Origin of the sequence: Pseudomonas sp. 15A4, from assembly GCF_016925575.1 — a bacterium.
In the GTDB taxonomy this organism is placed as follows: domain Bacteria; phylum Pseudomonadota; class Gammaproteobacteria; order Pseudomonadales; family Pseudomonadaceae; genus Aquipseudomonas.
Genome location: NZ_CP068986.1, coordinates 5,277,975 through 5,292,901, shown reverse-complemented (window position 1 = coordinate 5,292,901; position 14,927 = coordinate 5,277,975). Strand labels below are relative to the sequence as shown.

9 protein-coding genes and 2 tRNA genes are annotated in these 14,927 nt (G+C 61.7%); 8 read left to right on the top strand and 3 right to left on the bottom strand.

Annotation, left to right across the window (positions count from 1 at the left end; translation table 11 throughout):
* Window positions 1–32 precede the first annotated feature (32 nt).
* The 4 genes from JN403_RS23365 (at window position 33) to JN403_RS23350 (ending at window position 4,713) form a co-directional block, all read left to right on the top strand.
* The gene (locus JN403_RS23365; protein ID WP_122537467.1) at window positions 33–971 is read left to right on the top strand and encodes an aspartyl/asparaginyl beta-hydroxylase domain-containing protein; all 939 of its coding nucleotides are present in this window, start codon (window positions 33–35) and stop codon (window positions 969–971) included.
* A gap of 205 nt (window positions 972–1,176) precedes the next feature.
* Entirely contained in the window at window positions 1,177–2,034 is an 858-nt protein-coding gene (locus JN403_RS23360; protein WP_240357033.1) for a glyoxalase, read from the top strand.
* A gap of 63 nt (window positions 2,035–2,097) precedes the next feature.
* On the top strand, window positions 2,098–3,447 hold the full coding sequence (locus JN403_RS23355) for an alginate export family protein (protein WP_240357032.1): 1,350 nt from the start codon (window positions 2,098–2,100) through the stop codon (window positions 3,445–3,447).
* A 411-nt stretch (window positions 3,448–3,858) separates the two neighbouring features.
* Window positions 3,859–4,713 carry a DMT family transporter gene (locus JN403_RS23350; protein WP_205484513.1) on the top strand — a complete coding sequence of 285 codons (855 nt, stop codon included), beginning with the start codon at window positions 3,859–3,861 and terminating at the stop codon, window positions 4,711–4,713.
* 456 nt (window positions 4,714–5,169) lie between these two features.
* Here JN403_RS23350 and JN403_RS23345 read toward each other — a convergent pair whose 3' ends face one another.
* A complete protein-coding gene (locus JN403_RS23345; RefSeq protein WP_205484512.1) occupies window positions 5,170–8,643 on the bottom strand; it encodes a hybrid sensor histidine kinase/response regulator in 3,474 nt (1,157 codons plus the stop codon).
* A 323-nt stretch (window positions 8,644–8,966) separates the two neighbouring features.
* Here JN403_RS23345 and JN403_RS23340 point away from each other — a divergent pair, with 323 nt between their 5' ends.
* On the top strand, window positions 8,967–10,109 hold the full coding sequence (locus JN403_RS23340; RefSeq protein WP_205484511.1) for a TDT family transporter: 1,143 nt from the start codon (window positions 8,967–8,969) through the stop codon (window positions 10,107–10,109).
* Between the two features lie 142 nt (window positions 10,110–10,251).
* On the top strand, window positions 10,252–12,141 hold the full coding sequence (locus JN403_RS23335) for an MFS transporter (protein WP_205484509.1): 1,890 nt from the start codon (window positions 10,252–10,254) through the stop codon (window positions 12,139–12,141).
* 204 nt (window positions 12,142–12,345) lie between these two features.
* On the opposite strand, the gene JN403_RS23330 is transcribed toward JN403_RS23335, so the two are convergent.
* The gene (locus tag JN403_RS23330) at window positions 12,346–13,308 is read right to left on the bottom strand and encodes a bile acid:sodium symporter family protein (protein ID WP_205484508.1); all 963 of its coding nucleotides are present in this window, start codon (window positions 13,306–13,308) and stop codon (window positions 12,346–12,348) included.
* A 269-nt stretch (window positions 13,309–13,577) separates the two neighbouring features.
* Window positions 13,578–14,498: a recombination-associated protein RdgC gene (gene rdgC, locus JN403_RS23325; protein ID WP_065986824.1), complete on the bottom strand. Its 921-nt coding sequence runs from the start codon at window positions 14,496–14,498 to the stop codon at window positions 13,578–13,580.
* Between the two features lie 159 nt (window positions 14,499–14,657).
* On the opposite strand from rdgC, the gene JN403_RS23320 reads away from it, so the two are divergent.
* Window positions 14,658–14,733 (top strand) — tRNA-Val (locus JN403_RS23320).
* A 19-nt stretch (window positions 14,734–14,752) separates the two neighbouring features.
* Window positions 14,753–14,829, top strand: a tRNA-Asp gene (locus tag JN403_RS23315).
* Window positions 14,830–14,927 lie beyond the last annotated feature (98 nt).

Genomic DNA, 14,927 nt, shown 5'->3' with positions numbered 1-14,927 from the left:
GCGCCGTTCGGCCCTGTTCCAAGGAGAGTTTCATGACCCTTTCTTTTGCTGTCAAAGCGGCGATTCTGCTGCTGTTTGTCGGCAGCACGCTGTACGTGCATCTGCGCGGCAAGGCGCGTTTGCCGGTATTGCGCCAGTTCGTGAATCACTCCGCACTGTTCGCCCCCTATAACGCCTTGATGTACCTGTTCTCCAGCGTGCCGTCCAAGCCGTACCTGGACCGCAGCAAGTTTCCCGAACTCGATGTGCTGCGTGATAACTGGGAAACCATCCGCGACGAGGCCATGCACCTGTTCGACGAAGGCTATATCCGTGCCGCCGCCAAGGACAACGACGCGGGTTTCGGGTCGTTCTTCAAGAAAGGCTGGAAGCGTTTTTACCTGAAGTGGTATGACAAACCGCTGCCATCGGCCGAGGCGTTGTGCCCCAAGACCGTCGAACTGGTCAGCCGTATTCCCAATGTCAAAGGCGCGATGTTCGCCCTGTTGCCCGGTGGCAGTCACTTGAACCCGCACCGCGATCCGTTTGCCGGCTCCTTGCGTTATCACTTGGGCCTGTCCACGCCGAACTCCGACGATTGCCGCATCTTCGTCGACGGTCAGGTGTATGCCTGGCGCGACGGTGACGACGTGATGTTCGACGAAACCTACGTGCACTGGGTCAAGAACGAAACCGACGTCACCCGGGTGATTCTGTTCTGCGACATCGAGCGGCCGCTGAGCAACCGCTTCATGACCGCCGTCAACCGCCGCGTCAGCGCGTTTCTCGGCCGTGCCACCGCGCCGCAGAACACCGATGACGAGCGCGTCGGCGGGATCAATCAGGCTTATGCGTTCAGTAAGCGGTTCAGCAACAGCTTCAGCGGCAAGGTCAAGCAGTTCAAACGCGCCAACCCCAAGGCCTATCGCATCTTGCGTCCGGTGCTGGCCGTGCTCGTGCTGACGCTGCTGGGCTACTGGCTGTTCGGATGAACGAATGGCTTTATCAAGCGCCGTTGCACCCTGTGCAGCGGCGTTTTTTATGCCTGGCGCCAGGGCATAACCGGCAAATAGCACGTCTATTCAATCCTCCTCGGGCCAGTCGGCGGACCCTGCGTCCAGCCCTTTTCCCCCGGAGACGTTGTTCATGCGCGCCAGATTCCTGATGCTTTCCGCCACGCTGTTCTTGGCCGGTCCGATGGCGGCCGTGGTTGCACCCACCGTTGCCTTTGCCCAGTCCGCCGCTGTGGCCGTTGCGCCGCAATACGACACCACCCATGTGTACGTGGCCCCCGCAGACGTGGACCGCTTCGTTCAGAGTTTTACCGCCACGTTTGGCGGACAGAGCACGCCGCAGGTGGTGGTCAACGTGTTGCCGGTGCCAAGCAGCACCACGTCCCAACTGATTCAGACCCCGGTCGGCACGGTTTCGCTGTTCGGTTTCAAGACCCCGATCCCGCGTCCGTTTGGCGATGAGCGCAACGGGTATCTGGTCAAGGACATGGACGTTGCGATTAAAGAGGCCCGTCAGGCCGGCGCCGACGTGATCGTCTCCGATTTCCCGGACCCGATCGGTCGCGACGCCGTCGTGCAGTGGCCGGGTGGCGTGAACATGCAGCTTTACTGGCACACCAAAGTGCCGAATTACGCGCCGTTCCAGACCATTCCGGAGAACCGCGTCTACGTCTCCAATGACCGCGCTGCGGCTTTCGTGAAAGCGTTTGTCGCGTTCTCCCACGGCAAAGTCGTCAGTGACGAGCAGAAAGCACCGGGCATCGAAATCGGCCGCGCTGATGCTACGTTCCACCGCATTCGCATCGAGTCGCCGTTTGGCAAAATGGTCGTGCTGGCCACCGACGGCCATCTGCCGTATCCGTTCGGCCACGACAACACCGGCTACGAAGTCGCTAATTTGCAGGACACCTTGGGCAAGGCCAAAGCAGCGGGCGTGAACGTGCTCGTCGAGCCGTTCACGAGCGAGGGGCGCACGGCAGCAGTCGTTGAGTTTCCAGGTGGCTACGTTGCTGAAATTCATCAGACCGCTGCGGCCGGTTGACCGATGGCGCGTACTCGATTCGCGGCAGGTGTGAGCGGTCTGTGCCTGGCCGTGGCGTTGCCGATGGTCAGCAGCCCGGCCCGTGCTGCCGACGCTGAAGCCAGGCCGACGATCAAGACCAATCGCTGGCAGGAGGATTGGTCGGTGCTCGCCAATCCGACCCTCAGGACCGCACCGCTGGACAGTCTCAAGTACATCCCGTTGTCCGCCGACAATCCTCAGACCTACCTCTCACTGGGCAGCACTTTGCGTGAGCGCTTCGAGATGAACGACGCCAGCGCGTTCGGCACCCGCAATGTGGCCCGCGACAGGTATCGGCTGCAGCGCTTTCAGGTCCACGCCGATCTGCACTTCAACGAGAACTGGCGCGTGTTCACGCAGTTGGAGGACGTGCGCGCCTATGACAAGACCACGATTGGTGGCGCTGATCAGAACCGTACCGACCTGCGCCTGGCGTTTCTGGAGTACACCAAAAAGCTGGGCGACAACACGTTCAAGGCGCGGGTCGGGCGGCAGGATTTCGCGTTCGACCTGCAGCGCTTTATTTCTTCCCGCGACGGGCCCAACGTGCGCCAGTCGTTCGATGCGTTGTGGGCGGACTGGGAGACCGGCTTGTGGCGCTTCATCGCGATCGCCAGTCGACCGGTGCAGTATCAGGACGAGCGCCACTTCGACGATCGCTCGAACCATGAATTTCGCTTCCACATGCTCCGCGCCGAGCGCCTGGTCGGCGGCAGTAACGAGCTCTCGGCGTACGTCGGCCTGTATGAACGCGACGACGCCAACTATCTGGACGCCAGCGGCGCAGAGCACCGGAACATCTTCGACGCTCGATTGGGCGGCGCTGCCGATGGCTACGACTGGGACCTGGAAGCGATGGGGCAGACCGGCTCGGTCGGCGCCAAAAGCATTCGTGCCTGGGCAGCGGGCAGTCGCGTGGGCTACACGTTTGCCGACATTAGTTGGACGCCGCGGTTGGGCCTGCAACTGGACGCGGCCTCGGGCGACCGAAACAACGGCGATGGCACGCTGGGCACCTTCAATCCGCTGTTCCCCAATGGCTATTACTTTTCGCTGGGCGGCTATACCGGTTACGCCAACATCCTGCACGTCAAACCGTCGATTACCATCAAGCCCATCGCCAAGCTGAGCATTCAGACGGCGCTCGGCCTGCAATGGCGGGAAACGACCGAAGATGCCGTTTACGTGCAGCCCAACATTGCGGTGGCGGGGACGGCGGGGCAGGGCAGTCGCTGGACCGGCGCGTATGGACAGGTGCGCACGGACTACGCGTTCACCGGCAATCTGAGCGGCGCGATCGAGGCGGTTCACTATGATGTCGGCCAGTCAGTGCGCGATGCCGGCGGGCACGACAGCAACTACCTCGGCGTTGAGCTGAAGCTGTCTTGGTAGGGCTCCCTTGGTGGTAGCGCATCAGGGCCATTCACGACGTCGCGCTATGGCATTGCACGAGGCACCGATCGCTGGTTATAGTCAGTCTCGTTGCCGTAACACTTGGCAACACCGAATCACTCCTTCCAGAAGATGAGCACGATGCCTGCATCCAGCAAACGGTTCGCTTTATCCGCCACGGCTTACGCTGTTGCGGAACCGTGCAGCTGCATGCAAATCGCCGTCATCACGCACTACCCGCCACCCCCACCTGTGAACAGTCCTGTCGTGTGCGCCGTTGCACCGCCAGGGGTCATTGTGCTCGGCTGATCGACTGCCTCAACGCTGTCGGTCCAGGCCTGCACACGCCCGCAAAACATCCGTGAATCCGGTTCGTGCCGGGTCCGATTTTGTCTGAATCACAGGTGACTCATGTTCGCTAATAAAGCCTTGGCCTCGGTAGCCACGACGACGCTGTTCGTCCTGCTATGGAGCAGTGGCGCAATTGTTTCCAAGTGGGGCCTGACCCACGCTTCACCTTTTGCGTTTCTGCTGTTTCGTTTCCTGCTGGCGCTTGTTGCGCTGGCGATCCTGATCCCTGCATTGGGTTACAAGCTTCCCGCCACCCGCGCCTCGATGGGCTTCGCGTTGCTGACGGGCGCTGTGCTGCTGGGCGCGTATCAGATCTGCTACCTGCTGGCGCTGGACATGAAGGTCGCGCCCGGCGTCATGGCCACGATCATGGGCGTGCAACCGATTCTCACGGCCGTGCTGGTCGAACGCAGCCGCTCGGTGTCACGCCTGTTTGGCCTGAGTATGGGGCTGGTCGGCCTGGTGCTGGTGGTCTGGCAAGGCATCGGCGACGGTGGGTCGCTGGCCGGCATGGCGTTCGGCGTGCTTGGCATGTTGAGCATGACCGGCGGCTCGATCATGCAGAAACGCATTACCGACAACCCCCTCGGCACGTTGCCGGTGCAGTACCTTGCGGGGACGGCGGTGTGTGCCGTCTTCGTGCCGTTTCAGCCTTTTCATTTCGAGCACAGCATCGGCTTCTACGTGCCGGTGCTGTATATGGGGCTGGTGGTGTCGGTGCTGGCGACGTTTCTGCTGTATCGCCTGATCGCCCAGGGCAACCTGGTCAACGTCACCAGCCTGTTTTACCTGGTGCCCGGCGTCACCGCGATCATGGACTACCTGATCTACGGCAACCGCCTCGGGATGATGAGTTTGCTGGGGATGGTGTTGATCGTGGTGGGGTTGATGTTTGTGTTCAGGAAGGTTGGGTAGGGCCGTCCAAGCCTGCGGCGAATGCTTCGGGCAATGCGGAAGAAAACTGTAGGAGTGAGCTTGCTCGCGATCTGGCGCGCAGCGGCAGCAGACTGTGAATGCGGTTTGTCAGGCATTGCCAGGGCGTCAGTTTCACGACTGCTGCGCATCCGATCGCGAGCAAGCTCACTCCTACATCGATCGTCGTCTGGCGCGGAATCTGCGCACGGTCAGGCACGATTTGTGGTCTGGGGCGAAGCCATTCATGCACGATCAGCCTGGGTGTTGCTGACGAATTCTCTGGACGCTGCAAAAACTGTAGGAGTGAGCTTGCTCGCGATCTGGCGCGCAGCGGCAGCAAACCGGTGCATGCGGTGTGTCAGGCATTACCGGTTTCACGACTGCTGCGCAGCCGATCGCGAGCAAGCTCACGCCTACAGTGGATCATCGTTCCCATCTTGACGAGACCAGCCAGCCTCAACCCAGCCGCACATGCCGACTCAACAACGCTCGCAGGGCTGCCGGCTTCACCGGTTTGGCCAGGTATTCCAGGCCGGCGGCATGCACCTGGGCGATTAGCTCCGGGCGGCCGTCGGCGCTGATGACCACCCCGGGGACGGGCTCACCCAGTTGCGTACGCAGCCAGGCCATCAGTTCGGTGCCGATTTCGCCGTGGTCCAAGTGGTAATCCACCAACGCCAGGTGCGGGCGAATGCCGTTGTTGAGCAGGGCCTGGCATTCCTCGCGATTGCGCGCCGTCCAGACCTGACAGCCCCAGCGGCTGAGCAGGCTGTTCATGCCGATCAGGATGCTGTCTTCGTTGTCGACGCACAGAATCTGCGTGCCGTTCAGCACGGCCCGCAAAGGCTCGCTCGGCGCAGCGGCCGGCGTCGGCAAGGCGGGCGCCAGCGGTACCGTAACGCTGAACACGCTGCCCCGGCCCGGCCATGAACGCACTTCCAGCGAATGACCGAGCACGCGGCACAGACCATCGGCGATCGCCAGGCCCAATCCCAGCCCTTTCTCGGCGCGGGTCTGATGGCTGTCCAGCCGCTTGAACTCCTCGAAAATTACCTGCCGCTTGTCCTCTGGAATGCCCGGGCCACGGTCCCAGACTTCCAGGCTCAGCTGCCCGTGTCTGCGCCGCACCCCCAGCAGAATCGGCCCCTTAGCGTAACGGAACGCATTGGTCAGGAAGTTCTGCAACACCCGCCGCAGCAGCTTGGCGTCGCTGGCCACGCGTAAATTGCTGGCGCGCACACGGAAGTCCAGACCCTGCTCCTGGGCCAGCGCCTTGAATTCGGCGCCGAGGGTTTCAAACAGATTGTTCAGCGCGAACGGCGTGATGGTCGGCGTGAACTTGCCGCTCTCCAGGCGCGAAATATCCAGCAAGTCGCTGATCAGGTCTTCGGCCGAACGCAGGGAGCTGTCCAGGTGCTGGATCAGCTGCTTCGCTTCCGCCGGCACGTTGTCGTCGTTGTGCAGCAAGGCGGCGGAGAACAAACGCGCAGCGTTCATGGGCTGCATCAGGTCGTGACTGACCGCGGCGAGAAACCGCGTTTTCGACTGATTGGCGGCTTCGGCATGGGCCTTGGCTTCGCTCAGCGCCGTGTTCAGCTGCGACAGCTCCCGCGTACGCTCGGCCACGCGCTGTTCGAGGCTTTCATTGGCGCCCTTGAGCGCATGCTCGGCCTCGCGGAAGGCCGTAATGTCGGTGAAGCTCATGACGAAGCCGCCGCCGGGCATCGGATTGCCGATCAGCTCAATCACCTGCCCATTGGGAAACAATCGCTCGGAGGTGTGCGCGCGGCCCTGACGCATCCAGTGCAGGCGTCGGGCAACGTGCACCTCGGCCTCGCCGGGCCCGAGCAGGCCGCGCTCGGCGTTGTAGCGGATGATGTCAGCGATGGGCCGGCCCACGCTGATCAAGCCTTCCGGGTAGCTGAACAGCTCCAGATAGCGTGCGTTCCAGGCCACCAGCCGCAGGGACTGGTCCACCACACTGATGCCCTGGGTGATGTTCTCGATGGCGCCTTGCAACAGCGCGCGATTGAACTGCAGCACTTCGGAGGCTTCGTCGGCGATGCGCACCACATCTTCGAGCTGCATGTCGCGGCCTTCGATCGCCGCCTTGACCACCGCCCGTGTCGACGACGTGCCCAGCACCCCCGCCAGCAAGCGTTCAGTGTGGGCGATCCACTCGCCGGTGGCGTTCTGGTTGGGGTTGAAGCCTTTGCCCTGTCGGTAGGCGAAGCGGATGAAGCTTTGTTGCGCTCGCTCTTCGCCCACAAAACGCGCCGAGAGCTTGAGCAAGTCTTCGATCTGCACTGCCAGCAGCGAGCGATTGTTAGGCCGCGGCTGCAATTCCTGACCGATGAAACGCCCCGCCTGCCAGTGTTCGGACACCCGCGTTCGCGACAGCAGCGAGACCCACACAAACAGCGCCAGGTTGCCCAGCATCGACAGGACCACACCCTGGGTCAGCGGGCTGATCGGCAGATTGAAGGGGTTGCTGTGCAGCCACGCCAGCAGCGGAAAACTGCTTAGCGACCAGCCCATGCTGTGGGCAATGATCGGCAGCACCAGCGTGTAAAACCAGATGAACACCCCTGCCGCAAGCCCGGCAAACACCCCGCGCCGATTGGCCGGCTTCCAGTACAGCGCGCCAATCATCGCCGGCATCAACTGCGTGATGGCGGCGAAGGCGATCTGGCCGATGGTCGCCAGGCTGGCGGTCGATCCCAGCAGCCGATAGCTGACGTAGGCGAGCAACAGAATGACGACGATGCTGACCCGGCGCACCGAGAGCATCCAGTGGCGGAACACTTCAAACGGGCGCTCGGCGGTTTTGCGCCGCAGCAGCCACGGCAGCAGCATGTCGTTGGAAACCATGGTCGACAGCGCGACGCTGGCGACGATCACCATGCCGGTGGCCGCCGAGGCGCCGCCGATGAACGCTAGCATCGCCAGCGCCGGGTGGGCGTGGGCCAACGGCACGCTGATCACGAACGAGTCCGGCAGCACCGAGGCGGGCAGCAGCATCTGCCCGGCCAGCGCAATCGGCACCACGAACACCGCCGCCAGCACCAGATACGCCGGGAACACCCATTTGGCCAGGCGCAGATCCTGAGGCTCGATGTTCTCCACCACGGTGACGTGAAATTGCCGGGGCAGGCAGATGATCGCCATCATGGCGACACCGGTCTGCACCACCATCGACGGCCAGTTGACCGTTTCCCTCCAGTATTCCTCCAGGCGCGGTGCGAGCATGGCCTGGTTGAACAGGTCGTCCACGCCGTCGTACAGCCCAAAGGTCACGAACGCCCCGACGGCCATGAAGGCGAACAGCTTGACCAGCGACTCGAAGGCGATCGCCAGGACCATGCCGCGGTGGTGTTCGGTGGCGTCGAGGTTGCGGGTGCCGAAGACGATGGTGAACAGCGCCAGCACCAGCGAGACGATCAGCGCGGTGTCCTGGGCGCGGGTCCCGGTGGCGTCGGCGCCGGCACCAATCAAGATGTTTACTCCCAGCACGATGCCTTTGAGCTGCAGCGCGATGTAGGGCAGCACGCCGATCAGGCAGATCAGCGCGACGACGACGGCGAGGGTCTGCGACTTGCCGTAGCGGGCGGCGATGAAGTCGGCGATGGACGTGATGTTTTCCTGCTTGCTGATCAGCACCATTTTCTGCAGCACCCAGGGCGCCAGCAGCAACAGCAGGATCGGCCCGAGGTAGATCGGCAGAAACGACCACAGTTGCTCGGCGGCCTGACCGACCGAGCCGAAAAACGTCCAACTGGTGCAGTACACCGCCAGCGACAGGCTGTACACCCAGGCGCGCAGGCGCGGCGGCAGCGGTTTGCTGCGACGGTCACCGTAAAAGGCGATGGCGAACATGATGGCCATATAGGCCAGGGCGACCGCAGCGATCAACCCGCTGGACAGCGACATGGGAACTCCAGAGACAAGCGGCGAGCGGTTTCGGTGGCGATCCCTCGCCGGCCGGATAGTCTCGCACGCCGCGTGGGGTTCGTCTGTTTCGACCATGGTCTGAGCGGCGCATCTTGAGCGTTTGCACCGGCCCTTTCCCGGCTAAAGCCGGTCCCACTAAAAGCAGCGCGTGCAGTCAGTGTCGAGGGTGCTCTGACGCCTATGTTTTCAGTCGGCACCTATATATCTGGGAAATCTATGACCCATAGCTAAATTACCCGCTTAGTCGATATCAGCTGCCGTCCTACTATGGGGACCACCTCACACGAGGACAGGAGCCCGCCATGACCCACGCCATGTTCTTCCCGCAAAGACCCTTCAGCCAACTGATTCATTCCCGGGAAGTCATCCGCCAATTCACCCCCAACTGGTTCGCCGCGACCATGGGCACCGGCATTCTGTCGGCTGTGCTGGTGCAGCTTCCGGTGACCATCCCCGGTGTGTTCCAGCTGGCCGAAGCCTTGTGGATGCTCAACATCGTGCTGTTCCTGACCTTCAGCGCCCTCTACATCGCCCGCTGGGTGATGTTTTTCGACGAGGCGCGGCGGGTGTTCGGGCATTCCACGGTGTCGATGTTTTTCGGCACGATTCCCATGGGCCTGGCGACGCTCATTAACGGGTTGCTGACTTTCGGCCTGCCTCGCTGGGGCGACGCCGTGTTGCCGCTTGGCGAACTGTTGTGGTGGCTGGACGTGGCGATGTCCCTGGCCTGCGGCGTGCTCATCCCGTTTTTGATGTTCACCCGCCAGGAACACCGCATCGACCAGATGACCGCCGTCTGGCTCTTGCCGCTGGTGGCCTGCGAAGTAGCAGCGGTGAGCGGCGGACTGCTGGCGCCACATCTGGCTGAAAGCCACAGCCAGTTCGGCGTGCTCATCACCAGTTACGTGCTGTGGGCGATGTCGGTGCCGGTGGCGTTCAGCATTCTGACCATCCTGTTGCTGCGCATGGCCCTGCACAAATTGCCCCACGAAAGCATGGCTGCTTCGAGCTGGCTGGCGCTGGGCCCGATCAGCACCGGGGCATTCGGCCTGATCGTGCTGGGCGCAGACTCTCCGCTGATCTTGAACGCCAATGGTTTGCCCGGCGTCGGCGAGATCGCCTCGGGCCTTGGCCTGATTGGCGGCGTGATCTTGTGGGGTGTCGGCGTGTGGTGGTGCCTGATGGCGCTGCTGATTACTGCGCGTTACCTGCGCAACGGCATCCCGTTCAATCTGGGCTGGTGGGGTTTCACCTTTCCGCTGGGCGTGTTCGCGCTGACCACCCTGAAGCTGGGCGCGCTGCTTCATCTCGGGTTCTTCGCGGTGCTCGGCAGCGTGCTGGTCGCCGCACTGACTGTCCTGTGGCTGGTGATCATGAAGCGCACCGTGAGCGGGGCCTATAAAGGCGAGCTGTTCGTTTCGCCGTGCATCGCGGGCTTACGCTAGATAACGCTCCCACGCTCTAACGGGCTATGCGTTCGAGCAGGTGCTCGACTTTGCCGCCGGTGTCGTCTTCAATGTGGCCCGGAACCGCCGTTCGGCGTTCCCATCCGAAAGCCGGCACCGGCGCCACTCAGGACCAGGGAAGATGAGTCAGTCGCAGTTCAGTTTGTTGGGTAAGCGGCGTTTTCTGCCGTTTTTCGTGACCCAGTCCCTCGGGGCGTTTAACGACAACATCTTCAAGCAGTCGCTGATCCTCGCCATTCTCTACAAGCTGAGCATCGACGGGGACCGGTCCATCTACGTCAACCTCTGCGCCTTGCTGTTCATCCTGCCGTTCTTTCTGTTCTCGGCGCTGGCCGGGCAGTTCGGCGAGAAGTACCCCAAGGACAAGCTGATCCGCATGATCAAGGTTCTGGAGATCGTGATCATGGTCGTGGGGGCCACGGGCTTTCTCTTCAATCACCTGTCGCTGATGCTGGCCGCGCTGTTCGCCATGGGCACTCACTCCGCACTGTTCGGGCCGGTGAAGTATTCGATCCTGCCGCAGCACCTGCATGAGAACGAACTGGTGGGCGGCAACGGTCTGGTGGAAATGGGCACGTTTCTGGCGATCCTCGCTGGCACCATCGGCGCCGGGGTGATGATGTCGGCGACTCACTACGCGCCCATCGTGGCCGCAGCGATGGTTTCGGTGGCGTGCCTGGGTTATCTCGCCAGCCGGGGCATTCCGCCGGCGGCCGCCGCTTCGCCGGACATGCGCCTGAACTGGAACATCTTCAGCGAATCCTGGGCCACCCTGAAACTCGGCTTGGGGCAGACCAAAGCGGTGTCGCGTTCCATCGTCGGCAACTCGTGGTTCTGGTTCGTCGGGGCGATTTACCTGACGCAGATCCCGGCCTACGCCAAGGACTTTCTGTACGGCGATGAAACCGTCGTTACCCTGATTCTGACCGTGTTCTCCATCGGCATCGCCGCCGGTTCGATGCTCTGTGAGCGCCTGTCCGGGCGCAAAGTTGAAATTGGCCTGGTGCCGTTCGGCTCCATGGGTCTGACGGTTTTCGGCTTGTTGCTCTGGTGGCATTCCGGTGATTTCCCGCAGAACGTACAGGCCAACAACTGGCTGGCGATTCTGGGGTACGGGCAGGCGTGGTGGGTGTTGCTGGACATCCTCGGCATTGGCGTGTTCGGCGGCTTTTACATCGTGCCGCTGTACGCGCTGATTCAATCGCGAACGCCGGAGAAGGAGCGCTCGCGGGTCATTGCCTCCAACAACATCCTCAACGCGTTGTTCATGGTGGTCTCGGCGATTGTCTCGATCGTGCTGTTGAGTGTGGTGAAGCTGTCGATCCCGCAGCTGTTCCTTGTGGTGTCGCTGATGAACATCGCGGTCAACACCTACATCTTCAAGATCGTGCCCGAGTTCACCATGCGCTTCATGATCTGGCTGCTCAGCCATTCCATGTACCGCGTGGAGCATCGTGATCTCGACCTGATCCCCGACGAAGGCGCGGCGTTGCTGGTCTGCAACCATGTCTCGTTCGTCGATGCGCTGTTGATTGCAGGTTCTGTGCGCCGGCCGATCCGCTTCGTCATGTACTACAAGATCTTCAATCTGCCGGTGCTGAATTTTGTGTTCCGCACGGCGGGTGCTATCCCGATTGCCGGCATCAAGGAGGACAAGGCGGTGTTCGACAGAGCGTTTGAACGCATCGCTCATTACCTCAAGGAAGGCGAGCTGGTGTGCATCTTCCCGGAAGGAAAACTGACCACCGACGGCGAGATCGACACATTTAAAAGCGGCATGACCCGGGTCTTGCAGGAAACCGACGTGCCGGTGATTCCGCTTGCATTGCAGGGGTTGTGGGGCAGCTTTTTCAGCCGCGACCCGAACAAGGGTGTGTTTCGCAGGCTGTGGTCGCGAGTGACCCTGGTGGCCGGGCCAGCGTTGACGGGTGAGCAATCGCAACCGGCGCTGGTGCGTGAGCGGGTGGCGCAGTTGCGGGGGCGGTGCGTTAGCCGGAAGCCGATGTTTTGAGCTGTCGGAATACCTTGTGGGAGACTGCTGGTTGAGCTGCTACAGAGCACCTGTGGGAGTGAGCTTGCTCACGAAGAGGTCGGTAGATCCGCTAAACTTTCAGCGGTAGGAATATCGTCTTCGCGAGCAAGCTCGCTCCCACAGGGGCCGCATTAGCTGTACGACATGTGACCGATCGGGAGTCTCTTACTTAAGCCAAACCGATCAACCTACAATCGGCTTCTCTTCCGCAACCACCGCATCCGGCGTCATCTTCCGGAAGTACGTCGAAAGCAGCGCGCCGGAGATGTTGTGCCACACGCTGAACAGCGCGCTTGGCACCGCCGCCAGTGGCGAAAAGTGCGCGGCGGCCAGGGCGGCGCCGAGGCCTGAGTTCTGCATGCCGACTTCCAGGGACAGCGACTTGCGCTGAGCCAACGGCAGTTTGAACAGCTTGCCGGTGAAATAACCCAGCAGAAAGCCGAAGCTGTTGTGCAGGATCACCACGGCCATGATCAACAGGCCCGACTCCGCAATCTTCGCCTGACTCGCAGCCACCACCGCACAGACGATCATCACGATACTCACCACCGACACCAGCGGCAGCACGTCGACGGCAAAACTCACCTTGGCGCCCAGCAGGCGCTGAGCGACGACGCCGAGCACGATCGGCAGCATCACCAGCTGCAGGATCGACCAGAACATTTCCATGAAGGACACCGGCAGCCACGCCGAGGCCAGCAGCCAGATCAGCGCCGGGGTCAGCAGCGGGGCGAGGAGGGTGGTGACGGCGGCGATGGCCACCGACAGCGCCAGGTCACCTTTCGCCAGCCAGGTCATGACGTTGGACGACGTGCCGCTCGGGCAGCAGCCGACCAGAATCACGCCCACGGCGATTTCCGGCGGCAGGTGAAACAACTGGCAAAGCAGCCAGGCCACGCCGGGCATGATCACGAAATGCGCGACCACCCCCAGAGCCACGCGCCAGGGATGGCGCACGACTTCAGAAAAATCATCAAGCTTGAGGGTCAGGCCCATGCCGAACATCACCAGTCCGAGCAACGGCACGATGTACGACTTGAGGCCGATGAACCAGGACGGGAACAGGAACGCCAGCACGGCGAACAACAGCACCCAGTACGCGAAGGTATTACCGACAAAACGACTCAACGCAGCCAGGGCGCGCATAGCCTGCTCCTTTCTTATGAGTATGAAGTGGAGCCGGAAACTGCAGGCGATTCCCTGTTGTTCCGGCTTCCCGGTGTCGCGCGGCAGACGCAGTCCCTGTGGGAGTGAGCTTGCTCACGAAGACGGCCTGTCAGCCAATAAAGATCCAGCGGATGTCCCTGCCTTTTCGCGAGCAAGCTCACTCCCACATTCATCCGTCGCCAGATACATCTGCGGCAGGGTCATCCTTGATGGGAGCCAGCACGCCGGCCCCTACGCAGGCAGTGAAATCAGATCCCCTGTGGAATCTCTTCGCCGCCCAGTGCCTCCATCAGTTGCGGCAGGAACTCGCCGAACGTCAGCATCATCAGGGTGAAGCTGGCGTCCTGCTGACCCAGCGCATCGTCGCCGCCGTTCTGCTCGGCTTCATCCTGCAGCAGGTCTTCGAACTTCAGGCGTTTGATGCCGAGCTTGTCGTCCAGCACGAATGACAGCTTGTCCTGCCACGCCAGCGACAGCTGAGTGACGACTTTGCCGGTGCTCAGGTGCAACTGGATTTCGTCGCTGGTCAGGTCCTGACGTTTGCACTTCACAACGCCGCCGTCTTCGTGGGTGTCGCGCAGTTCGCACTCGTCCAGCACAAAGAAGTGCTCGGCGGTTTCGCCGGTCTTGACCCATTCGGTCATCACGGCGGTTGGCGCTGTTTTGACGGTGACGGGGCGGACGGGCAGCGAGCCCACTACTTCACGCAGGGTCGATAGCAGGTCTTCGGCGCGCTTCGGGCTGGAAGCGTTGACCAGAATCACGCCTTGCTTGGGGGCGATGGCAGCGAAGGTCGCCGAGCGACGGATAAAAGCGCGGGGCAGGAAGGCCTGGATGATTTCATCCTTGAGCTGATCGCGTTCCTTCTTGTAGACCTTGCGCATCTGCTCGGTCTCGATCTCTTCGACTTTCTCTTTCAATGCATCGTTGACCACGCTGCCGGGCAGGATACGTTCTTCCTTGCGCGCCGAGATCAGCATGAAATCGCCGCTGACGTGCACCAGTGGCGCGTCTTCGCCCTTGCCGAACGGGGCGATGAAACCGTAAGTGGTCAACTCCTGGCTGGCACAGGCACGTGCAGGCTTGGTCGCCAACGCGGTTTCCAGCGCCTCGGCGTCAAATGGCAGGTCCTGGGTCAGGCGATAGACAAGCAGGTTTTTGAACCACATGGGGTACATCTCTCCTTTATACAAAGGGGGGCATTATTCGCTGCTGTGACCCTGCGGCCAACCCTGATGTAAGCCTTTGGAAGGATTATAAAATTTATTTCAAAAAGTGCTTGCCAGCTTTTTGATCGCTCCGTAGAATGCGCGCCACACCGAAGCGAAGGGTGATTAGCTCAGCTGGGAGAGCGTCTGCCTTACAAGCAGAATGTCGGCGGTTCGATCCCGTCATCACCCACCATTCGTTTCAAGTGTTACGCGCAGCGGTAGTTCAGTCGGTTAGAATACCGGCCTGTCACGCCGGGGGTCGCGGGTTCGAGTCCCGTCCGCTGCGCCATATTGAGTTACGAGGCCCTTGAACTCCTCGTAACGACAAAGAGAGCGACCTTAGGGTCGCTTTTTTTGTGCCTGGGATTTGGTGGGCGCAGTCTCATC

Coding starts and splice junctions, on each gene's coding strand:
- JN403_RS23335 (WP_205484509.1), top strand. CDS start 10,252: ATGAGTCAGTCGCAGTTCAGTTTGTTGGGTAAGCGGCGTTTTCTGCCG.
- JN403_RS23365 (WP_122537467.1), top strand. CDS start 33: ATGACCCTTTCTTTTGCTGTCAAAGCGGCGATTCTGCTGCTGTTTGTC.
- JN403_RS23330 (WP_205484508.1), bottom strand. CDS start 13,308: ATGCGCGCCCTGGCTGCGTTGAGTCGTTTTGTCGGTAATACCTTCGCG.
- JN403_RS23355 (WP_240357032.1), top strand. CDS start 2,098: ATGGTCAGCAGCCCGGCCCGTGCTGCCGACGCTGAAGCCAGGCCGACG.
- rdgC (WP_065986824.1), bottom strand. CDS start 14,498: ATGTGGTTCAAAAACCTGCTTGTCTATCGCCTGACCCAGGACCTGCCA.
- JN403_RS23360 (WP_240357033.1), top strand. CDS start 1,177: ATGGCGGCCGTGGTTGCACCCACCGTTGCCTTTGCCCAGTCCGCCGCT.
- JN403_RS23340 (WP_205484511.1), top strand. CDS start 8,967: ATGACCCACGCCATGTTCTTCCCGCAAAGACCCTTCAGCCAACTGATT.
- JN403_RS23350 (WP_205484513.1), top strand. CDS start 3,859: ATGTTCGCTAATAAAGCCTTGGCCTCGGTAGCCACGACGACGCTGTTC.
- JN403_RS23345 (WP_205484512.1), bottom strand. CDS start 8,643: ATGTCGCTGTCCAGCGGGTTGATCGCTGCGGTCGCCCTGGCCTATATG.